Genomic DNA, 22,006 nt, shown 5'->3' on the forward strand with positions numbered 1-22,006 from the left:
TTTTCGTTTCAATACTGCGTTGTTGATACAAAAAAGCTGGAGCCATTTTGATGGCTCCAGCTTAATTTTGTGATGATCAAACTTGGTTTGATGAATGTTAAACCTTAGAAACTTCAAACAATTAGATCAAATAGGACATACCAAATGCTGGTCTCTTATTTGGATAGATCCAGAGTATCACCAGCTTTGCCAACACTTGCTAAAGCAAAGGCATATTCTATCGCTGTTTCTTTAAGCCCTTCAAATCGGCCAGATGCACCGCCATGTCCGGCACCCATATTAATGCGGAGGAAATATGGACCTGCATTTGGGGCTTCATGGCGAAGTGCTGCAACCCATTTTGTTGGTTCCCAATAGGTAACGCGTGGGTCTGTTAGACCGCCTGTAATCAACATGGTAGGGTAGGCGCTGTCAGTGATATTATCATAAGGAGAATAGGCTAGGATTGTATCATAATCTTCGCTGCTCTTAATCGGGTTACCCCATTCTGGCCATTCTGGTGGGGTTAGTGGAAGTTCTGTATCTGACATGGTGTTGATGACATCTACGAATGGAACTGCGGCGATGACACCAGCGAATAAATCTGGGGCCATGTTTGAAACGGCACCCATTAATAGGCCGCCTGCAGAGCCGCCCATGCCAACAATTTTGCCCTTTGATGTGTAATTCTGGTCGATCAGATATTCACCAGCTGAAATGTAGTCTTTGAAAGTATTCGTTTTTTTCTCACGTTTCCCATCTAGATACCATTGATAGCCTTTGGCTTGGGATCCGCGAATATGAGCGATAGCGTACACAAATCCACGATCAACAAGAGACAATCTGCCGGAGCGGAAATCAGCATCTATTGTGATTCCGTAGGAGCCATATCCGTATAGTAAAAGGGGTGCACTACCATCTAATGGTGTGTCTTTGTGCCGAAGAATTGTGACTGGAATGCTCTCGCCGTCATGAGCTGGTGCCATGACTCTGTTGACGATGTAATCACTTGGTGTGTGTCCAGAGGGGATTTCGCGTGTTTTTAGTAAGGTTTTTTCACCTGTCTCTATATTGTAGTCATGTGTTTGATCTGGCGTGGTCGGAGACGCATAATATAGACGGATTGTGTCGGTGTCATACTCATATCCTGTGCTGCTGGATATGTCATAAGCTTCCTCTTCAAATGCGATCTCATGCGTGTCGCCGGTTTCACGAGATGTTATCGACAGACGAGGGAGGGCATCTTTGCGTTCTTCCACAATAAGCCAATCTTTAAGCGCGCTTATGCTGCTTATGAGTGTGCCCGGTTCATGCGGGACAACTTCTGTCCAGTTCTCGCGGCTGCTGGAATCATATGGCGCGGACATGATTTTGAAATCAACAGCGCCATCTGCATTCGTTTTGATAAAGAATTGGCCATCATAATCGATGACGTCATATTCGATGTTTGCTGAGCGGGGCGCGATTGTGTGGTATTGGGTCGGCTTGTCGCTGTCTGCTCTGATATAGTGATATTCGCTAGTTGTGTGGTCGCCCGTGCGAATGAATATGAATGCGTCAGACTGGCTTCGGCTTACGCCAAGAAAATAGCCTGAATCTTTTTCATGAAACACAAGTGCGTCAGTTGCTTCGCCAAGTTTTCTGAAGAATATTTTTTCAGGACGATTGTTTTCGTTTCTGTCGATCCAATAAAGTGAATTTGAATCTGCACCCCAAGTGAATGATCCATAAGTGTTTTCGATAACCGTATCTAATTCTTCACCTGTGCTAAGATCTTTTACGCGCAGCGTGTAAAATTCAGATCCTTTGTTATCTACAGTGTAGGCGATTTTGGAGTGGTCTGGGCTGTGAGAAACTTGACCAAAGTCAAAATATTCTAAGCCGTCTCCCATTAGATCGCCGTCCAGCAATATAACTTCATCTGAATCACTGCTGTCAGTAAAGGCTGTCGCAGCTGGTTTACGCGCATAAACGGGGTATTCGCCGCCTTCACGAAATTTGTGATAATAGGCCCATTCCCCATCAATCATTGGAACGGATGAATCATCTTCTTTGATACGGCCCTTCATTTCTTCAAATAATTCAGTTTGAAGCGCGGTTGTTGGTGTTTCTAAAACTTCTTTTGTGAAAGCATTTTCTGCTTCGATATAATCGCGAATATCTTGCTTTAACACGCTTGGTGTTTGCATGACTTCTTGCCAATTATCATCGCGAATCCAAGCATATGGATCAGTTCTTGTTCGGCCAACTTGCTCTGTGACTTTATCTATACGCTGTGCAATTGGGGGCGTGGGCCAGCTGGATTGATCAACCATTGTATCGGTGCTCGTAGAATTAGAATGAGTTGGTGGGGATGAGGCGATTGGCTCGGAATGCTGGGTTTGGTCTGATGTTGCGCAATTGGCCAAGACGAGCATTGAGCTTGCTGCGAGAAGAGTCCGTATCATGATTTCATTCCCCTAAATTGTGATTAAGTGAAAAGATGGACTAATCATGTGGGGAGTGAAAGAGGTAAATTACATTCTTCAACTATTCCTCAGGAATAAATTTCAAAACACTGCCATTGATGCAATATCTTAGCCCTGTGGGTGCTGGGCCATCATTGAAGACATGTCCCATATGTGCGTCACAATTTGCGCAGCGCACTTCTATCCGTGGTGAGGCAAGTTTGAAATCTTGTTTTGTTGAAACAGCCTCTTCAAAGGCGGGCTGATAAAAGCTGGGCCAGCCAGAGCCGGAATCATATTTGTGTGCAGAAGACCAAAGGGCTGTTTCGCACACGACACATAGATATTCTCCATCGCGTTTTTCATTATTTAGCGGGCTTGTGAAAGCGCGCTCAGTGCCGTCTTCGCGAGCAATTTTATATTGCTCTGGTGTGAGTTCTTTGCGCAATTGTTCGTCAGTTTTGCCAGTCTGATTGTCGTTTGACATGTCAATTCCTGTATAATTTATACCGCGTCAGTATCGGATTTTTGCGTTTCAAGTTCAGCACCGTACAATATTTGCAGCGTTTCGCCCACTAGGGCAGGTCGTTTCTCGCCTTCAATTTCTATTGTGTTTTTGATTTTTACAATCTTACCGCCAGCGCTATTTTTGACTGATTCACAAACCTGCTTTAACCGAACGCGTGACCCGGTTTTTACAGCATTTTTCAAGCGTATGCGATCACTCCCAAAATTGACGATTCGGGACATGCCTTCGATTTGTAGACATTCATTAAAAAACACAGGGATAAGTGAGATGATAAGATAGCCGTGTGCAATTGTGCCGCCGATTTCACGGTTGGCGCGTTCTACATCGACATGGATCCATTGATAATCACCAGTCGCCTCAGCGAATTTATCAATTCTTTCTTGAGTGATCTCCAACCAGTTAGACGTGCCGATTTCTTCGCCAACCTTGAGGTGAAGCTCTGAGAATTTGATTATCATGATTCTGCTACCGTTTTTCAAATAATACACTTAAGGTTGTATTACTGTGTTCAATAGCTGCACTATGACCAATTCAAATATCAATTCAAGGCTTGGTAAACATTAAAAACATTCACCTGAGAATGAGGTGGATGTCAAAACGTATACGCGTTCTAGATGAATGCGGGCAGGGATGTAGATATTTCAGGTTGATGAAAAATATGTGTGGTCTTGGTGTTCTGACTTTTGCTGGGCTTAAAGTTGCAGACTGCAAATATAGAGTTGCACACAATAAGTTTACTTGATCACGCCAGGCAGAGTTTGTTCTGGAGGTGTTGGATTGTACAATATATCGTCACAAGGTTATCACAATTTCATTGTGTTATTGTGGTAAAGCGATTAGCTCGTTAATGTCGTTATAGAGGGTGTAGAATATGCGCGGTGTAAGATCTTTTCTGGGATGGGTTTTAGCGCTGGGGCTTATAATTGTGCTCGCATTTTCTCTGGACGCTAAATTATTCGACGATCCTGAACAAGCAAATGTTGTTTATTCTACATTAGCAGAAAAAACAGGTTTAGCATTGTTTGAGCCAACCGGACGATATGTCATGGGGATGCTTGAAGGGTTTGCTGCTCTTATGCTGGTTTTGCCATTTACGCGCCGTTTTGGGGCTTTTCTGACGCTTGTTATCTCGGGCGCACTGGTTGGCGCACATTTATCACCCTATCTTGGGCAGGAAATTCCAATAGCGCTTGGAAGTGAAAAATTAGACGGTGCGAGCCATTTTTATCTCATGATCGCGCTCGTAACTGCATCAGGTTTGCTGATGTTTATTCACCCAGGACGCAAGCGGCGCAGAACTTTTAATTAAGAGAGTCTAATCAAATAAAAGTGGAACATATGCATTTTTTTGCAATGTGATGACTTTTGGTTAACTGATTAAAGTCCAATATCGCGGCTAAGAATCGCGAGGCATAGTCATGGCCGATGGCCTAAATCAGCAAGTTGAAACACAGCAAGATTTTCGATCTCGCCGCATGTTGTTGCGACGATTGACCGATGTTGTCGCGCTTCCTGATTCTGCGTCCAGCTCTCAAGATCGTGCGATAGCCGGTGATTTATTGCTGGAGATGCTGATAGATGCCGACGAAAACGAACGTGCTGTGTGTGCGAAACGTCTGGTTGGGATGTCTCAGGCACCGCGTCGTGTTTTACGCTATTTAGGGCAGGATGTCGCATCGGTTTCAAGCCAATTGCTTGAGGAATCGGCAGCATTTGATCAATCTGATCTTGTCTCTATTGTTGTAAGTGGGGCAGCCCATCATCGCCGCGCAATAGCTGCCCGCAAGGATGTTGGGTCTTGCTTGAGTGATGCAATATCTCAGAGCAGGGACACAGAAGCAATTGCGCGATTATTGATGAATGACAAAGCGATTGTATCTGAATTATCTATAGATCGCTTAGTCTCTTTGAGCCGCAATATCGAGCGGCTGGGGCCATTATTGCTGCGTCGACCTGAATTACGGCCTGCGCATGCGCTTGTTTTGTTTTGGTGGTCGGATCAGGCAACTCGTCGTCTGATACTTCAACGCTTTTCTGCTGAACGCTCTGTTTTGATAGATATGTGTTCAGATATTTTTGCGCACGCAGCCAAAGATAATTGGTCTGATCCTGTGGTACGAAAAGGTTTGCAGGTAATTGAACGCCGTCAGAGAAATCGCGCGGCGATAGAGAAAAGTCCATTTTCAAGTCTAGAAGATGCGATCGCGCATATGCTCAAGTCTGGATATCAAGCAAAAACCATCGACGAAATTTCATATCTATGTGGCATCAAGCCCATGACCGGACAGAAAATTATTTCCGATGAGGGCGGTGAAGGTATTGCGGTTTTAGCCAAAGCTGTTGGGCTGAAAAGACAATATTTCAAAGCATTCTGGGCAGCGCTTGGGCGTCCTATTAGTCGCAAAGATGCACCTGTCGAGCATTTTGAATATGTCCTTGAAATATATGAGATGATGGCCGTTGCCAAAGCCCAAACAGTGCTGCGGTATTGGAATTGGTCGCTGAGTTCTGCCTATTCTCCGGAAGTGTTGGACGACAACAATAATGAAGTTGAAGCTGATACAGAGAAATATGGACCTGCTTCGCGTGCCAGCCGGTTAGTATTTGGTCGTTAATTCAAGATCTAACAATAATTTGACCGATCAGGACTGGTCAAAATGCTATCTTCTCGATAACTAATTCCTAACTTCAATAGCGGGGCTGTTGAATCGAAAAGCGATTCTCATAGCTACCCATAAATTTTACGGGTCTGATGACTTATTTAGTGGGCTTAATTGTCGGTATTTCAATCTTCTGGTTTGGACTATCGGGTCATTTTGATTTTCCAATTCTCCACATGGGGATTGGTTCTATTGTTTTTGTCATTTGGTTTTGTCACCGATTAAAAATTCTCGACGTTGAAGCATCTCCATACATGTTGATGCCGCGTGCGCTTGGATATTGGGTGTGGCTTGGCGGCGAAATTATCAAAGCCAATATGGTTGTCTTAAAAGCTGCGCTTCGCGTGACACCTGATATTGAGCCAGCGATGGCACGCGTGAAAACAAGCTGTAAATCAGATTTGGCAAAAGTGACTTTCGCCAACTCGATAACATTGACGCCGGGAACAGTTACAATTGATCTTGAGGGAGATGAATTGATTGTTCATGGCCTTTACGCTGCTGATGTTGCGCCTGGCTCTTTTGATGAGATGGATCGTCGTACCTCAGAAGCTATAGACGGAAAGAGATAGAATATGCTCGTTGCTGCTACCCTTGCCGTTATTGCGGCGATGGCGCTTTTGCTTGCGCGCGCCATCATGGGACCGACATTGTATGACCGCGTTCTTGCGGTAAACTCTTTTGGGACCAAAACTGTTTTGTTGTTGGGATTGCTTGGTTTTGTGACCAAACGGCCCGATTTCCTCGATATCGCTTTGCTTTATGCAATGATCAATTTTGTGGGAACAATCGCAATTTTGAAATTCTTCCGTTATCGCTCATTTGGTGTGCCTCTTGTTGCTAAGAAGCCTGATGGTTCCGTACAGATCGGAGAAGCGCACAATGATTGATTTTTCCACTCTGTTTTCGCCTGAAAATCTCGAAACTGCCCGCATTACTCTTGGGAGCGCATTGACGTTGGCTGGTGCTGTATTTTCAGCGGCTGGATCTATTGGTGTTATTCGTTTCCCTGATTTCTACACACGTATGCACGCTGCGTCGGTTACGGATACACTTGGTGCATCTTTGGTATTGATCGGGCTAATGCTGATCGGTGGTTGGTCTTTGGTGACGTTCAAACTGCTCTGCATCTGGGTGTTCTTTATGTTCACCAGCCCGACATCATCTAATGCTGCTGCAAATGGCGCGCTTAGAGCAGGGCTTGAGCCTTTCCTTGGCAAATGGACAGGACAAAAAGTGACCGTCAAAGGCCAAGAGGCTTTAAAAGTGCAAGAGGAAAAGGAGTAAAAAAATGGAAGCTCATTTTAGTCCATCCGTCCTCATCGCAAATATCGTCCTTATGGGCATGCTCGGCGTGATCACGATCGCGATTATTCGTATGCGTAGCCTGTTTGCTATCGTTATGCTGAGTGGTGTGTATTCGCTTGTGTCTGCGGCTTGGTTTCAAGCTATGGATGCGGTTGATGTGTCTTTTACTGAGGCTGCGGTTGGGGCGGGTGTTTCAACCACTTTAATCCTTGCCGCAATGTTGTTGACTGTTCGAACAGCTAAGCCGTCTAAGCCGATTTCTAAGCGTTGGGGACCACTTGTTGTGGTCATCGCAACAGGTGCTGTATTGCTGTATGCATCCACAGATTTGCCGTCATTCGGGGCAGCAGATTCACCAGCTAATAGTCATGTCGGAAAAGCCTATATTGATGAAACACCCCATGATGTGGGGACGCCAAACATTGTGACTGCTGTTTTGGCCTCTTATCGTGGATTTGATACATTTGGTGAAACCGTCGTTGTATTCGCTGCCGGTGTTGCTGTGATCCTGCTCATTGGATTTGGAGAACGTGCGCGTGCTGCTTCTGACTGGCGCGGTAAAGATGAGGAGCAGGGGGAGAATTTTAGTGATGATAGTCACTTGATTTTGCGAGTTGTTTCAAAATTCCTAATCCCTCTCATCGCTATTTTTGCATTCTATGTGCATTTCCATGGTGAATACTCACCTGGAGGTGGGTTTCAGGCCGGTGTGATCTTCGCTGTTGCTGTGATGCTATATGCAATGATTTTTGGTCTGCGTGCGGCAATGAAGGCTTTCCCGCCTGTATGGGCGCGTGTGGGGGCTGCTATCGGAGTTGCGATTTACGGATTGACTGGCGTTGTCTGTATGATCAATGGCGGCGACTTCCTTGATTATGACTACATTTTCGGTCCACCGACTGGGGAAGTGCACGGTCACCATAACTGGCCGCAAATCACTGGTATTATTGGTGTTGAGGTCGGTGTGGTTGTTGCCGTGGCCTGTGTCATGATTACAGCTTTTTATGCATTTGCGGGCCGCGTGCCTGAGATTCGGGACGAGGACTGGTAAACCATGCAATTCGTACTGGACCATTATAATTATTGGGTCATCATTCTGCTGATGATGGGTGGCCTATATATTCTATTTGAGAGCCAAAACCTGATTAAACGTCTGGTTGGGCTGTCTATCTTTCAAACCTCTGTGATCGTGTTTTATGTAACATTGGGTAAAGTTGCGAGTGGGACGGCTCCTATTTATGTAGATACGGGCGATCATGGCGGAGGTCATGGTGATGAAACCAACCATGGCACTATTGGCGCTGGCCATGCGGTTGATACACATGCTGGCGCAGATGCGACAGGACATGATAATCCTGCGACTGATCTAACACATGGTGTTGAAGAACATATTGCAGATGCGCAGGTAACTGATGACCATGGCGTGGTGACGTCTGATGTGGCTGAGGCTGCTGACTCTGCAAAAGAACATGCAGCAGACGCAGGACATGGATTATCTGATGCTGCACACAGCGCAATTGACGCTGTTGCTCCGCACACTGTTGATGCTGGTGCGCACGGTGTTGACGTCGCGCATCCTGTTGCTGAAGTGATTTATTCAAACCCGCTGCCACACGTGCTGATGCTGACTGCTATTGTTGTCGGTGTCGCAACATTGTCTGTGGGGCTGGCTTTGGTTGTTCGCATTCGCGAAGCTTACGGAACAATTGAAATGGACGATGTGAATTCTGCCGATTTGGAAGATGGAACACGCGAAGGTGAGAAGGCATGAATATGTTTGCTAACTTCCACCTCGCACCAGAGGCGCTGACTCATCACGCGCCGGTTTTGCTTGTGCTTGTTCCATTTCTCATGGCAACGGCGACAGTATTTGCTCCTAATGGTCGGTTTGCATGGGGCATGGCGCTATTAACGTCAGCTTTCACTGTGTGGATGGCTTGGGCGCTTGGCGCTGATGTCGCGCGTGAAGGCGTTGTTTCCTATCATATGGGAGGCTGGGCACCTCCGCTTGGAATTGAATTCCGCGTTGATGGCCTCAATACACTTATCGTCATACTGATCTCATTCATGGCGCTTATGTCAGCTTTGTTTGCACAGCCGGCAGTGGCACGTGAAATTAAGGCTGAAAAACAACCTCTTTTCTATACTGCCTATCAGATTTGTTTGGCGGGTCTTATGGGGATGTCTCTCACGGGGGACGCGTTTAACCTGTTCGTTTTCCTAGAGATTTCATCCATTTCAACTTATGTGCTTGTTGCGCTTGGAGCGACACGTGATCGCCGCGCTTTAACGGCCGCATTCAATTACCTGATCATGGGGACAATTGGTGCGAGTTTCTTTGTGATCGGTGTTGGCTTTTTATATGCCGCGACTGGTACGCTGAATATGGCTGACATAGCCGAGCGTTTGAACGGATTGCATGACTCACGCGTCGTGCAGGCTGGATTTGCTTTCATCATTGTTGGGCTTGGACTTAAGGCTGCAATGTTCCCATTGCACCAATGGTTGCCAAGTGCATATGCCTATGCGCCTAGCTTTGTGACCGTATTCTTGTCTGCGACTGCAACGAAGGCCGCTTTTTATGCCTTGGCGAGATTCATCTTCACTGTGTTTGATCCGAGTTGGGATTTTGTCGTTGCGTCGCTGAATTATGTGCTTGCGCCTGCGGCTTGTTTGGCAATCCTGTTTTGTTCGTTTCAAGCGATCTTCCAATTGGATGTACGCCGAGTGTTAGCTTATTCTTCGGTTGCACAAGTAGGGTATATGTTGCTTGGTTTATCGGTAGGAACCGCAGCTGGGCTATCGGCTGGTATGTTCCACCTTGCCAACCACGCTTTGCTGAAAGGTGCGCTGTTCATGGCTGTTGGTGCTGCGGCACTAGGGGCTAATGTCTGGAAGGTTTCTCACTTTAAAGGGGCAGGTAAAAAAGCGCCGCTGACATTTGCAGCTTTTACAATTGCTGGATTGTCACTCATGGGTGTGCCCTTAACGGCTGGTTTCTTGTCTAAATGGCGTTTGCTAGAAGCTGTTATGATCAATGATTGGTGGTGGGCTGCGCTTGTAATTGGTGCGTCGTCTTTCCTCGCTTTCTTCTATGTGGGACGTATTCTTCAAGCTGTTTATTTCATGGAACCAGATGAAGGTGCGCCAGAAATCAAGGAAGCGCCTTTGGTCATCCTATTTGCGCTTTGGGTGCTTGCAGGATTGAATATTTTCTTTGGTGTAAACCCGTCCATCCCATTGGGGCTTGCGGAAGCAGGCGCACATGCCGTGCTTGGTATTGATCTAGGAGGCGTCCAATGAGCAATGAACTCCTGATCCAGTTTGCGCTGGGTATTCCTTTACTATGTTCTATCGCTGTTTGGGCATTCCGTAGTGCGCCGGATGTGCGCGAAACTGTGACAATGCTGAGTGCGATCGGCTTGTTCATTGTGGCGCTGTCTATCGCGCTGCGCGTTAACAATGGTGAAGTTGTCGCGTGGGACATGGTGAGTGTCGCTGCGGGCTTCTCATTTGCCTTTGAGGTTGAACCTCTTGGTGCCCTGTTTGGATGTATTGCATCCGGTTTGTGGGGCGTGAACTCGCTTTACTCTATCGGTTATATGCGCGGCAATAATGAAAAGCATCAGACACGTTTTTACATGTGTTTTGGTGTGGCATTATTTGGGGCTATGGGAGCGGCATTCTCTGCCAACCTATTCACACTCTTCATTTTTTATGAAGTCCTGACATTATCCACTTACCCGCTTGTGACGCACAAAGGCGATGCAAATGCATTGCGGGGCGGACGCATTTATCTGACAACATTGCTGGGAACATCTGTTGGTTTCTTCCTGCTGGCAATTGTCGGTACTTATGTGGTGACTGGTATGACGCCGGATGGGTTTGATCCATCCATTGCGACAACCGATTTTACACAAGGCGGTATTCTTGAAGGGCACGCCTCCAAGCTCGTTGGTTCGGTTATTTTGCTATTGTTTGTATTTGGAATCGGGAAGGCGGCAATCATGCCGTTTCACTTCTGGCTACCAAATGCGATGGTTGCGCCAACGCCGGTTTCTGCTTTGCTTCATGCTGTGGCTGTTGTGAAAACGGGTGTTTTCGCGGTCTTAAAAATTGCAACTTATATTTTCGGTGCCGACTATTTATCCAATTTGCCCGGTCAAGAGATTGTGCTCGTGGTGGCGTGTTTCACCATTGTTGTGTCGTCATTGATTGCGTTGACCAAAGATAACCTAAAGGCGCGGTTGGCTTATTCAACGGTTTCTCAGCTGTCTTATGTGACCGTCGGGGCGATGTTGGCATCTAGTGCAGCGATGATGGGCGGCGGCTTGCAAATTGCGATGCACGCTGTTGGTAAGATTACTTTGTTTATGTGTGCGGGTGCAATTTATGTGGCCACTGGCAAGGGTAATATTTCAGAAATGCGTGGCTTGGGCCGTAAAATGCCTGTTGTGTTCACCTGTTTCCTCATTGGATCATTGTCCATCATTGGTGTGCCGCCAATGGGGGGATCTTGGGCAAAATATCAATTGATACTGGGTTCACTTGATGCAGATAAAGCCTATGTGGCTTGGACATTGATCGTGTCTTCTATTCTGAATGTGATTTATCTAATTCCGATTTCTATACTTGCGTTAATGCCGCCTAAAGGCTCGGGCGTTCCTGCAGCTTATAAACGAGAAGGCGGAACGCCGACACTTGCTGTGCTGCCGCCAGCGATAACTGCGTGTTTATGTATTGTGCTGTTCTTCGGCATTAACACAATTTATGACTTCCTTCTTCCAGTCTTTGGGAGCCGTTCATGAGCGATGATATGAACCAGAATAATAGTTCAGACGATGCCACTCCAATGGCCAAACTTTTGTTTGGATGGACACAAGCTAAATCCACACCGATCATATTTTTGATTGTATTGGTTGTTATTTCGCTTGGGCTTTTTGCTGCTGATTTCGTCTTAGCTGCCAAACATATGAAACATGCTTATAAGCCCGTCGCATTCTCTGAAATGCCGATGTTTTATGGTTTGTATGGGTTTGCAGCCTTTGCTTTTGTTGTTGGATGTGGGTGGCCTTTGGCTAAACTGCTGCGCAAAGATGAAAACTATTATGGTGACCTCGAGGGCCTTGATGCTGACGAGGGTGATGCGACCTCCAAGTCTAAAGTGGAGGGCGAATAATGTCTCCAGAATTTTTGCCTTCACTCGTTGATATAAACCCTGGTTTTGCGGTTATTCTTGCGGGGATATTGGCCTATTTTATCCGTATTCCGGTATTGCGCGCGATCATCACAATAGGTGGTCCGGTCATCGGGCTTTTGATGTTGTCCACTTTCTCGGAATTTGGCGTTGATCATGGTGTGATGCGGGTTATGGATCTGACAGCGATTACATATCGCGTGGATTCGCTGTCTTTCATATTTGCATTGGCGTTTTTGATCGCCGCAGCAATTAATTCGATTTACTCTCTTCACAATAAAGACCCACTTCAGGACGCCTGTGCGCTTATCTATGCAGGTGCCGCGATTGCTGCGTCCTTGTGTGGTGATTTGATGACAGTCTTCTTCTTCTGGGAGCTGACAGCGGTATCGTCTGTGTTCTTGATTTGGCAAACAGGGACAAAGGCAGCTTACAAAGCTGGTATGCGCTATATCGCGATCCAGATTCTGTCGGGTGTATTGCTATTATTTGGTGCGGTATATTTCCTTGGAAACCATGGCGATCTGTCTCTGCGGGCGATTTCGCTTGAAGAAGATGGTGCTTGGCTTATTTTTCTTGGCTTTGGAATTAAGGCTGCCTTTCCTTTCCTGCACAACTGGCTGCAAGATTCTTATCCCAAAGCGACACCGACAGGGGCAGTGGTACTATCGGCATTCACAACCAAGCTTGCGGTATACATGTTTGCACGCATGTTCCCTGGCGAGCACATACTGATCTATATCGGTGCTGTGATGACCATCTTCCCAGTCTTCTTTGCTGTGGTCGAAAATGATTTACGCAAAGTGCTGGCGTATTCATTGAATAACCAAGTTGGTTTCATGATCTGTGCGATTGGTGTGGCCAATCTCGATACTGAATATGGACGTTATGCATTGAACGGGGCAGCTGCACACGCCTTTGCTCACATCATGTATAAAGGCTTGCTATTCATGAGTATGGGGGCTGTGCTGCACAGGACTGGTACGACTAAAGCATCCGAGCTTGGCGGCCTGTGGCGAACCATGCCGTGGACGACCGTATTCTGTCTGATCGGAGCGGCGTCTATCTCGGCCTTCCCGCTATTCTCAGGCTTTGTAGCGAAATCCATGACATTGTCGGCCATTGGGCATGAAGGCTATGTGATTGTTTGGTGTATGCTGTTATTTGCGTCTGCTGGTGTGTTGGAACACTCAGGGATCAAAATTCCGTATTTTGCCTTTTTCGGGCATGATTCGGGGAAACGCCCGAAAGAAGCGCCATTTAACATGCTCGTCGCTATGGGATGTTCAGCATTTATCTGTATCGCTGTGGGTATTCCAGGGCTTGGCGGTACGAAATGGCTATATTCCCAATTACCGTATGCAACCGAGGCGCTTTACTATCTTGAGCACTCGCTTTGGACTTGGGATCACGTGGTGACACAATTCCAGCTTCTCATCCTTGCTATGCTTGCTTTCGTTCTGATGCAGCGTTTTGGACTATACCCAGCTGAGAAACCGGGTGTTGTTCTCGACTTTGATTGGACATATCGCCGTATAGGATATGGTTTTGCGCATTGGGCAGACCGACTGTGGGAGCGTGCAAGTCCTGCTATGACAAATGGCTGGAGAAAACTTGGCTCACGCGTGCACACCTATCTGACTGAAGCGTTCAGCCCAGAAGGTATGTTGAGCAAAGGTGGCCCAAGTGGATCTATGGCTGTCTGGACAGCGCTTATTCTTGGTTTAGTTATCGCTGTATCTGTTGTTTCAGCAATATAGAAGGTACTTCATTTGAAGTACCTTGAGATTAAATCGAAGATAGATAAGACCTATCGCCAATGATTTAGCAGTTGTTACTCTTTACATCTGCCACGACATGTAGAATTTGCTGTTTTATATTGTCGGGCTAAGGTAAAGAGTTTAATATGAGCAAAGATAGCGATGAAATTATAATCGCCGGAAAAAATGATAGTACACTTATAGGTGTCGTGTCCGAGATTGTGTCTGCCTATGTAGGAAATAATCCTGTCCCTGTTTCAGATCTACCGGGATTGATTGAGAATACCTACAATGTCGTTAGTGAATTAAACGGCCGCATTGTTAAAGAAACAAAAGCTGACCAGAAACCAGCTGTTTCAGTGCGCAAATCCTTGAGCGAAGACTATGTCATCTGTCTTGAGGATGGGAAGAAGTTCAAATCCCTTAAACGTCACTTGCGGACGCGCTATAATATGTCTCCTGAAGAATATCGTGAAAAGTGGGGCTTATCTCCAGATTACCCTATGGTTGCACCAAATTACGCCAAGCAACGGTCTGATTTAGCCAAGCGTATGGGGCTTGGGCAAGCAAAAAAATAAGCAACAAGTAAACGAAAAGTTAACACGATCAATTCGCTTCCGAAACGAAATATAGAATCATTGTTTATTGAACAGATTCATCTTTACTGTGTCGGACACTTGCCAAACTCTAAATATTAGATGAATATAGAATCTAATATTCCGAATCGGCAGGGCATGGGGCACTTATGATAACGGGCGATACGCGTTTAAGTCTTGCGGGACAAAAGACGCTTTTAAATGAATGGGTCGCAAATACCCATAGTGATCAGATTGCTTCTCGTGAGGCGATGCAACCGGCTCAGTTTATCACTGAGCTGGCCTACATCTCGATTATGGAGAAAGTAGATGCGGATGTGTATTTCCGCTTCTCTGGCTCTGAAATTCGTCGAATGTTGGGGCGTGAAGCCAAAGGGCACAGACTTGTGCAGTTTCCGCGATTAGCAAATTCCAAAAGTGGTATTCCTGCAGTTCGATCAGCTTTTAGAAACACTCAGCCTGTTTCAGGGACAGAGGAACTTCCGGGAAATATTGTTCATTTTTGGTTGAGATTACCTGTCATGGATAAAGATGGCAAAGTGACTCAGCTAATATGTCATGATCGCCTATTGGAGCATTCTATGCTGGAGGTAGAAGCCCCCGAATATGAATTAAGACGTCGTGTAAACAAGGCTGCCTGATTTATCCAACAGGGTAATAGGAAATTATTCACATACACAAGCGACCTAATGGGTCGCTTTTTTTTGTGCTTATCCCATGAATATATATGAATTTTCTAGTTAATTCCCTGTCTTTCAGGCAAATAGCTGAAAATAGAAGGGTCTTGAATAATTCTGAAATAGGAATATTATCCTACATCTTGTGGGGTGGTGCATTATGCCTCCAAACAGAGTTATGGAGTGGATAGAATGCAGTTTATTCAACAATCAAAAGACGCAGCTTGTGCGCGATTAGCGAGTTCATTATCCGGATATGTGTTTGGTGTGAGTCAAAATGACTTATATGCACCAACACGGGGTGTGCAAAACGTGTCGCTTGCAAGACAGGTTGCAATGTATTTAACGCATGTCTCATTTGGATTAAGTTTGGCGCGTGTTGCCAATGCCTTTTTAAGAGACCGTTCAACGGTTGCTTATGCGTGTCACCTCATTGAAGACAAGCGTGATGACCCAGCTTTTGACGATATGCTTGAAGCATTGGAAAGTGCCGCGCGTGCAGCCCCAGCGCCTGTGACAGATATATGAGTGGGCAAACAATTTTATATATGTCGGCAGAGCGTGTGAGACGGATACGCCGTAGTCTGCGACGCCCTAGCGCATATATCAGTTGTGATTCGTCAGATGCAAATTGCCAATGGGGGATTCGTACTCACACGAATAATCGGACGCGCAGGTTATTCTCTATTACGCAGCAGGAATTGAATGAGTTGATAGATCTTCATTTTATTCAGCATAAGGCAGCTGATCTTGTTTATACATGGAATGAAGATGCTTATCTGGCATCTGAGATGGGAGCTAAACGGATAGGGGATGTTATTCCATCAAATGAGCAATTGGCGCATTTTCCTAAATCTGGATTTCAGCGTTTGGTGAGGCAGGCGCTGATTAATCAAGGGCCGCTGAATGTGAGATTGGTTCAAACGGCACAGGCATTTGAAAAAGATTTGGAGCTAGCTTCAATTTTGTTGGGGCAGGTTATGGATTGGGGCAGGATTGCTGATATTCGTACGGGGCGGCAATCAGTTGATGTAGAGATGCGAAGTGCAATGATTGTTGATGCTAAAAAGCGGATACAGCAGATTGAGCAATCATTATCGGCGCGTGATCTTGCTATTATTCGGGCAGCCTGCATGTCCGAATTAACACTGAACCAAATCGAGCTTAAATTCGGACTTGCAAAAAGAAGCGCAGGGCAACGTATTCGCGCGGCACTTATGCATCTCGCCGATGTTTATGATTATCAGCTTCAAGGTGGGCGTTGTGCAGTTTAAGCGTTTAAAGCAGCTTGTGCGTCTTCGCGGATGCGCGCCAACATGGATTTAAAGCCATTGGAGCGTTGAGGCGACAAAGCCTCGTCAACGCCTATGGATGCGAAAAAGGCATTGGCATCAAATGCTAGAATATCTTGTGGCGTGTTGTCGGAATAAATCTGCAATAAGAGAGCGATTAAACCGGAGACGAGGATTGCATCAGATGCACCGCGAAATTTTAAGCATCCAGCTTTTGTAGACGGTTCGGTGACAAGCCAAACCTGACTTGCGCATCCAAGCACTTTATTGCTGTCATTCATTTCTGCATCACTGAGTGGTGCAAGTGATTTTCCAAGGTCTATGATATGCGCATAGCGCTCTTCCCAATCGCTTAGGAATTCGAAGTCATCGCGCAATTCATTGGCGGCTAGCTCTAGGGGCGTTGAATTTGTCATGAGGCATATAAAAGGCCCGCGAGCAAAACATGCAAGCGGGCCTTTGTATTTCTATCGATTTTTTTTAACTGATCTCGCCCAATTTACACAAATTTATTGAGCGACATCACCCACACATTCACCAATATCTGAAACAGCGTGTTTGCGCATACAGGCTTGCAGACCATAATGGTCGGACTGGCTTCTAACGCATCCATTCAGCTGAAGTTGAGCAAATTCGAAACAGTCTTTAGCACGGCGATCATTCATAGCGTTGATGACGCCTGTATCTGATGTGCTAGCTGCACCAATAATTTCGAAGGCAGCAAGAGAAGCCATGTGGTTTGCTGTTTGAGTGCGGGCAGGGTTCACGGAATAACGACGCTGCGTCAGTGATGAAAGCGCTGAAATAGGTGCGCTTGTGGCTATGCGTGTCGCGCGCTCCCAAGCGTTTGATTGTCCCGCATTCGCAAGAATTTCACCTATGTTAGAAGAAGCAAACATATCGCGCGCGGAGGAGGACACGGGGCGACCAGAGTATGTCATTGATTTCAATTGGTTGGCGCGTTCAGCACCATCACGAATGCGTTCTTTTACCCATGATTGATTTTGCAAGATAGCTTCTTGTGATTCCATGAAAGAAGCTGCGCTTGAAATATACATGGCATCTGATTCTGCAGCGGCCAGCGCAGATTGCAGAGCTTTATCACCACCTTTTAGGCTGGTTGCGTAAGCGGGGGATTTGCGCAGACCGTTTAAAAAGCGCTCACGTCCATAATAGGATTCGATTTCGCGTACAGAATTTGCGAACTCCCGATTTTGAGCAGCGACAAGAGCAGAATAAGACATCCAACCTGATGTAAACTTGCTTGCATTATGGCCGCCGAGTGCGGAAAGCTTTTGTTCAATGTCACTTTGAGAAGAAAGCGCGTGCGTCCTAACTTGCGACACATCCCCCTGATATGTAGCATATGTTGCAGCGGCAGAATAAACGGCGTTAGATGAGCCTGTATTTACTTGTTGGGCACTCGCATATGTTGTCTGAACCGAAGGTGTACCTGGTTGGGAGGCGCTTGCAGTTGTAATTGTTTGAGCATGAGCCGCACCCATTGATAAAGATATGACGGCAATTGATTGTAACCAATTTGTTAGACGCATGAGTGGGGATCCTCCGGTTTCAATTTGATTTGACAGTTGGGTAAACTGCCAAAATGCTTCTAAATGAAATCATCACATTTTAGCACTATAAATTTACTCTATCTGCATAATCGTTTAAGGCTAGTTACGATGAATAAATTAATGCAACATAAAACAGTTGACGTCGCGACAACGCCTTCTGACATGCTTGAGCAACGTGCCACATGGATATTATTGTGCACGGGTGTTCTGTTTGCCTTGTGGATTAGCGGCACAAGTTTGCTGATCAGCTCAGGCGTTTTTCTGATCGCGGCATTACCAGCATTTGCGCAAATATTGACTGCTCGGCTAGGTGGTGATGCCTCACATGAGTTGGAGATGGCTGTATGGATTGTTGTGGTGATGATAGGCGCAACAGCTATGGGGGGAGCAACATCTCCTATTTCTATTGCTTTCTTTATTCCTGTGGTAACGGCTTTATCTATTGGAAGAAAACGTCAAGCTATTGAAGCGAGTGCTTTTGCTGTGCTTGGGTTTTGTCTTGCTGCTTTATTAGCACGCATGGATTTTTTGCCGATTCCCAAAGAATTGTTGGATCCGGCCCCAGGTATATTTGCGCTTGTGTCTTTGATTTATATGGCTTCTTTGGTTCGCAAAATTAGTCTGGCACATAATTCAAACGGAATGTTGGTGCGAATCCGTGAGCAAGCAAATGATCATATTGCGCGGTTGAGTCGACAAAAAGAGATCCTATCTGACAGGGTAAATAAAGCAGATGAACGCGCAAACCAAGCGGCTTTATCATTGTCGCAAGAAAAAGAAGCTTCATTTGAGCTAAAAGAAAAACTGGCACAGCGCACATTGTTTTTTGCGAAAACAAGCCATGAATTGCGTTCGTCTTTAAATGCCATTCTAGGTTTTTCAGAAGTGATGAAAGAGGGCGTTTTTGGAGAGTTATCTGACAAGTATAAAGAATATGCGCAGATGATTCATGAGGGCGGTAAAAGCCTTCAAATGACAGTTGATGATATTCTTGATCTGTCGAAAATCGACGCTGGTCAGTATAAAATAAGTCCGGTTCAAGTTTCACTCACTGAATTGATGTGGGACATGGTGAAATTTATGTCAGATCAGGCAAGACGTTCAGACATTAAATTAAGTGTTTCGAGTTTGGATAGAGATGTTGAAGCATTTGCTGACCCGCGTGCAGTTCGTCATATTGCGCAAAACCTAGTCTCCAATGCAATCAAGTTTACGCCTCATGGTGGTGCTGTGGCGATATCCGTGAGGGAAGATGAAGATGGGGGAAGCTGGATGAGTGTCCGTGATACCGGGCCGGGTATGGATCCAGCTGAGTTTGAAAAAATCCTGAAGCCATTTATCCAAACCGATGAGAGTTCGACATCTGGTAAGCACGGCACAGGTTTGGGGCTTTCTGTTGTTAATGGCTTTGCTCAGCTTCACGGCGGACACATCCAGCTTGATTCTCAAGCTGGAGAGGGAAGCATTATTTCCGTGTATTTTCCAAAGAAACCGACACCTTCAGAAGCTGAAGAAGCAGATTCAGAGCACTAGGCGCAATTCTTTTAATGGGTGGCTTCTGTATCGCGAGATATTGAACTGAATGAGGATGCGGCGCGGAAATCGCCCACTTCAAAGATTGCTCTTACCGGACGTGCATTTTTTTCTCGGTCAGAGGGAATAAATTCAAGAATGACCGCTTCTCGAGGGTCCAGGTCATACAAGGCAAGTTTTGCGCGTTCATCAAATGTGAAAAGCGCGCCTTGTGTTTTCTTCCCATCTTCATAGGGCGGGGCGTCTACAATTTCACGGCCTGAGGCAAGCAATTTTCTTGAAATTGACAGAGGAGGCGGAGATAATCCTTCGCCTGAACCAAATAATCCGCCTAGCCAAGCGTTTTCGGATTTCTCTTTATCGCGGATGATTAATCTCGCCATTGCAGGAGGTTGTTGATCTACCAATAATTTTTTTAAGGCTGACAATTGAGCAGGAGCGCGTTTCTCACCTGGTTCGGCGAACGCGAGTGGATCACGGGCACGCTTTAGGTGTGCTAGCCCAAATCTCACACTTGTTTCTGGGTCTTCCTGATAGGCAGCCCATACGTCGGTCAGCGTGCGCGTGGCTGTCCATAAGCGCAACCCGCCTCTAAATTCATAAAATGGTGTGCGTGAAAAAGCCAGAAATGCATCTTTTAGACGGTCGTTAGATTTTGTTAGGCGTTCATCGTCGCATTCTTTGGAATTGGCATAAAATGTTGCCTCATCATTTAATGCTGTCACTTCTTGGAGAGAATAGCCGCCGCGTAAGAGCGCTGTGCGGGCTTGCCAATATCCCATTTCCAGCGCCAATCGCTCTTTGGTAGACAGGAGCTTACACTTGTCATCTGCTGACCGCAGGGATGCGCGTTCAAGAAAAGCTGAATTTTCACCGACTTCTTGCGAGAGGGCATTTGTCGATGTGCATAATAGCAGGCCTAAAAAGGCAGCTGATTTAACAAGATGTGTGTATGCGCGCTTCATCTTCACAGTCTATACGTCTAAGAGATTGATCAGCAATGAATCCTGCATAGATTATTGATGTCAATTTAAGAATATATTGTGCCAAAGGCTTCGAGTGGGAAAGATTAAGCTGCTCTAGATGTGTTTGAGCGGGTCATGCGATTGGCTTCAACGTTTGAGAACGTATCTTTTTTGGTCAATTGCTTTTGTTTGCTGTCTTTATAATGGGCGAATAATTCTAAAATAAAGAAAAATGCTCCAGACAAACATACTAAACCAGCGATGAGCCATAAAATGTTTAATTCATTTGGAGAGGTAATTGTTTGCATTATCGATGGTTCATTTTGAATATCGGGAAACAAAACATTTATAAAATTATCTGGCGTTAAAGGAAGAATATCAGAAACGCTCGACTGCCATATTATGGTAGGTACAAATGCTAACATTGTTGTAAATCCAATATCCCCAACCAAGCGAATACATTCATTTGGTTCTCAGTTCATGTTTAAGTATCAACAAATATATAAAAGAAAAGATCAAATTACATGTCTTTTGCAGTTGAAACTAAACTTTGGGTTGATGCTCTCGTTCGTCGCGCGAGTATTGGTGGTGCCTATTCCCTTGTTGAGAGAGTTGGGGATGAAAAACGGGGAGATGTTGTCATAAAAACACGTCGTCCCAATGGCGATGTTTCTCTAATTGGGCGAGCCTTTAGTCCGAATGAAGAAATTGTTTTTCAGTTTATCAGGCCTGAAAATCCAATAATGACCGAAGCAGAGGCAGATGAATATCTGGCCAAGCGTATCTCTTATGATGCCGATATTTGGATTGTTGAAATTGCAGATAAAGAGGGACGTCATTTTCTCGAAGAACGTATCCTGCCTATCATCGAAAACGATCCCTTCCGATAGATTTTGGAATTGAGAAAAAAGCCTTAAATTTGCCGTGTTTTCCAACAAAATATTTACATTGCTCATGTATATGTATCGTTATTGGTAGAGGGATGTTTTTTCTAAAATGCTTTTTTTAATGAATGATCAGGTTGTTGATATTGGCGACCCGCGCACGACATTGCGAGAGTTTGCCAGCCAGTTGACAGAAGTTCCTCATCATTTGTTGCGCTCTAGCCATGCTATTACTTTAGGTCAGGCTTTGTTTTTTCATTGCCCACCAGGAAACAGACCCATGCCAGGGGCTTTAAAAGCGCTTGGTGCCTTGATCACAGAGTATACTGAAGCAAACGCTGCCTTGTTTGTGCGTCCCTCAAATGCAGCTGGACCTCAAGATGTCCAGATCAGACTTGCTGAAGTTCAAATCACCGTCATGGCCAATCTGTTTGAAATTCAAAAACGTCAGCCATTATCACCATCATTGGTGAATAATTCTGTTTGGGCGGCGGCGGCTTAAAACAACTTAAGTCATTTGCGTTGCAACAGCTTCCCATTCAGGGGGAGGCTGGCGATATGTTTTATCTAAATTGATATCTAATTGAAAAAACGTGATCTCCCTT

25 protein-coding genes are annotated in these 22,006 nt (G+C 45.6%); 18 read left to right on the top strand and 7 right to left on the bottom strand.

What is annotated here, in order from left to right; all coding sequences use genetic code 11:
- Positions 1-155 precede the first annotated feature (155 nt).
- From AC5EF3_RS06210 to AC5EF3_RS06220, 3 genes are all read right to left on the bottom strand, one after another.
- Entirely contained in the window at positions 156-2,294 is a 2,139-nt protein-coding gene (locus AC5EF3_RS06210) for a S9 family peptidase (protein ID WP_493547434.1), read from the bottom strand.
- Positions 2,295-2,508: 214 nt separating this feature from the next.
- Positions 2,509-2,913 carry a peptide-methionine (R)-S-oxide reductase MsrB gene (gene msrB, locus AC5EF3_RS06215; protein ID WP_015827057.1) on the bottom strand — a complete coding sequence of 135 codons (405 nt, stop codon included), beginning with the start codon at positions 2,911-2,913 and terminating at the stop codon, positions 2,509-2,511.
- A gap of 17 nt (positions 2,914-2,930) precedes the next feature.
- A complete protein-coding gene (locus AC5EF3_RS06220) occupies positions 2,931-3,413 on the bottom strand; it encodes a MaoC family dehydratase (RefSeq protein WP_015827058.1) in 483 nt (160 codons plus the stop codon).
- A 413-nt stretch (positions 3,414-3,826) separates the two neighbouring features.
- Here AC5EF3_RS06220 and AC5EF3_RS06225 point away from each other — a divergent pair, with 413 nt between their 5' ends.
- The 15 genes from AC5EF3_RS06225 (at position 3,827) to AC5EF3_RS06295 (ending at position 16,427) form a co-directional block, all read left to right on the top strand.
- A complete protein-coding gene (locus AC5EF3_RS06225) occupies positions 3,827-4,264 on the top strand; it encodes a hypothetical protein (protein ID WP_015827059.1) in 438 nt (145 codons plus the stop codon).
- Positions 4,265-4,373: 109 nt separating this feature from the next.
- Positions 4,374-5,570 carry a DUF2336 domain-containing protein gene (locus tag AC5EF3_RS06230; RefSeq protein ID WP_015827060.1) on the top strand — a complete coding sequence of 399 codons (1,197 nt, stop codon included), beginning with the start codon at positions 4,374-4,376 and terminating at the stop codon, positions 5,568-5,570.
- A 137-nt stretch (positions 5,571-5,707) separates the two neighbouring features.
- A complete protein-coding gene (locus AC5EF3_RS06235) occupies positions 5,708-6,187 on the top strand; it encodes a Na+/H+ antiporter subunit E (RefSeq protein WP_015827061.1) in 480 nt (159 codons plus the stop codon).
- A gap of 3 nt (positions 6,188-6,190) precedes the next feature.
- On the top strand, positions 6,191-6,505 hold the full coding sequence (locus AC5EF3_RS06240; protein WP_015827062.1) for an MrpF/PhaF family protein: 315 nt from the start codon (positions 6,191-6,193) through the stop codon (positions 6,503-6,505).
- The gene (gene mnhG, locus AC5EF3_RS06245; RefSeq protein WP_015827063.1) at positions 6,498-6,902 is read left to right on the top strand and encodes a monovalent cation/H(+) antiporter subunit G; all 405 of its coding nucleotides are present in this window, start codon (positions 6,498-6,500) and stop codon (positions 6,900-6,902) included. Before AC5EF3_RS06240 ends, mnhG begins: the two co-directional genes overlap by 8 nt.
- Positions 6,903-6,906: 4 nt before the next feature.
- The gene (locus tag AC5EF3_RS06250; RefSeq protein WP_015827064.1) at positions 6,907-7,974 is read left to right on the top strand and encodes a DUF4040 domain-containing protein; all 1,068 of its coding nucleotides are present in this window, start codon (positions 6,907-6,909) and stop codon (positions 7,972-7,974) included.
- Positions 7,975-7,977: 3 nt separating this feature from the next.
- Positions 7,978-8,694 (top strand): cation:proton antiporter subunit C, encoded by a 717-nt coding sequence (locus AC5EF3_RS06255; RefSeq protein WP_493547429.1) that lies wholly within the window; start codon positions 7,978-7,980, stop codon positions 8,692-8,694.
- The gene (locus AC5EF3_RS06260; protein WP_041301444.1) at positions 8,691-10,226 is read left to right on the top strand and encodes a monovalent cation/H+ antiporter subunit D family protein; all 1,536 of its coding nucleotides are present in this window, start codon (positions 8,691-8,693) and stop codon (positions 10,224-10,226) included. The genes AC5EF3_RS06255 and AC5EF3_RS06260 overlap by 4 nt, the downstream gene beginning before the upstream one ends.
- A complete protein-coding gene (locus tag AC5EF3_RS06265) occupies positions 10,223-11,731 on the top strand; it encodes a proton-conducting transporter transmembrane domain-containing protein (protein ID WP_493547430.1) in 1,509 nt (502 codons plus the stop codon). Before AC5EF3_RS06260 ends, AC5EF3_RS06265 begins: the two co-directional genes overlap by 4 nt.
- Positions 11,728-12,102: a hypothetical protein gene (locus AC5EF3_RS06270; protein ID WP_015827068.1), complete on the top strand. Its 375-nt coding sequence runs from the start codon at positions 11,728-11,730 to the stop codon at positions 12,100-12,102. Before AC5EF3_RS06265 ends, AC5EF3_RS06270 begins: the two co-directional genes overlap by 4 nt.
- Positions 12,102-13,880: a Na(+)/H(+) antiporter subunit D gene (locus tag AC5EF3_RS06275; protein WP_015827069.1), complete on the top strand. Its 1,779-nt coding sequence runs from the start codon at positions 12,102-12,104 to the stop codon at positions 13,878-13,880. The genes AC5EF3_RS06270 and AC5EF3_RS06275 overlap by 1 nt, the downstream gene beginning before the upstream one ends.
- A 146-nt stretch (positions 13,881-14,026) precedes the next feature.
- Positions 14,027-14,458 carry a Ros/MucR family transcriptional regulator gene (locus AC5EF3_RS06280; protein ID WP_015827070.1) on the top strand — a complete coding sequence of 144 codons (432 nt, stop codon included), beginning with the start codon at positions 14,027-14,029 and terminating at the stop codon, positions 14,456-14,458.
- 167 nt (positions 14,459-14,625) lie between these two features.
- The gene (locus tag AC5EF3_RS06285; protein ID WP_015827071.1) at positions 14,626-15,117 is read left to right on the top strand and encodes a PAS domain-containing protein; all 492 of its coding nucleotides are present in this window, start codon (positions 14,626-14,628) and stop codon (positions 15,115-15,117) included.
- A gap of 228 nt (positions 15,118-15,345) precedes the next feature.
- Complete coding sequence (locus tag AC5EF3_RS06290; RefSeq protein WP_015827072.1) at positions 15,346-15,681, top strand: helix-turn-helix domain-containing protein; 336 nt, start codon at positions 15,346-15,348, stop codon at positions 15,679-15,681.
- Entirely contained in the window at positions 15,678-16,427 is a 750-nt protein-coding gene (locus AC5EF3_RS06295; protein WP_493547431.1) for a DUF6456 domain-containing protein, read from the top strand. Before AC5EF3_RS06290 ends, AC5EF3_RS06295 begins: the two co-directional genes overlap by 4 nt.
- Here AC5EF3_RS06295 and AC5EF3_RS06300 read toward each other — a convergent pair.
- Together AC5EF3_RS06300 and AC5EF3_RS06305 are read right to left on the bottom strand one after the other, a co-directional pair.
- Positions 16,424-16,861: a SufE family protein gene (locus AC5EF3_RS06300; RefSeq protein WP_015827074.1), complete on the bottom strand. Its 438-nt coding sequence runs from the start codon at positions 16,859-16,861 to the stop codon at positions 16,424-16,426. The genes AC5EF3_RS06295 and AC5EF3_RS06300 overlap by 4 nt on opposite strands.
- A gap of 93 nt (positions 16,862-16,954) precedes the next feature.
- Complete coding sequence (locus tag AC5EF3_RS06305) at positions 16,955-17,998, bottom strand: hypothetical protein (RefSeq protein WP_015827075.1); 1,044 nt, start codon at positions 17,996-17,998, stop codon at positions 16,955-16,957.
- Positions 17,999-18,127: 129 nt separating this feature from the next.
- Here AC5EF3_RS06305 and AC5EF3_RS06310 point away from each other — a divergent pair, with 129 nt between their 5' ends.
- A complete protein-coding gene (locus tag AC5EF3_RS06310; RefSeq protein WP_493547432.1) occupies positions 18,128-19,552 on the top strand; it encodes an ATP-binding protein in 1,425 nt (474 codons plus the stop codon).
- 11 nt (positions 19,553-19,563) lie between these two features.
- Here the strand turns inward: AC5EF3_RS06310 and AC5EF3_RS06315 are convergent, their stop codons facing one another.
- The gene (locus tag AC5EF3_RS06315) at positions 19,564-20,517 is read right to left on the bottom strand and encodes a hypothetical protein (RefSeq protein WP_149037375.1); all 954 of its coding nucleotides are present in this window, start codon (positions 20,515-20,517) and stop codon (positions 19,564-19,566) included.
- Between the two features lie 104 nt (positions 20,518-20,621).
- A complete protein-coding gene (locus AC5EF3_RS06320) occupies positions 20,622-20,942 on the bottom strand; it encodes a hypothetical protein (RefSeq protein WP_015827078.1) in 321 nt (106 codons plus the stop codon).
- 99 nt (positions 20,943-21,041) lie between these two features.
- Between AC5EF3_RS06320 and AC5EF3_RS06325 the strand changes: the two genes are divergently transcribed.
- Positions 21,042-21,407, top strand: a complete 366-nt coding sequence (locus tag AC5EF3_RS06325; protein WP_493547433.1) for a DUF1491 family protein — start codon at positions 21,042-21,044, stop codon at positions 21,405-21,407.
- A 106-nt stretch (positions 21,408-21,513) separates the two neighbouring features.
- Positions 21,514-21,903: a hypothetical protein gene (locus AC5EF3_RS06330; protein WP_015827080.1), complete on the top strand. Its 390-nt coding sequence runs from the start codon at positions 21,514-21,516 to the stop codon at positions 21,901-21,903.
- Positions 21,904-22,006 lie beyond the last annotated feature (103 nt).

The sequence above is a fragment of the Hirschia sp. genome (assembly GCF_058892565.1).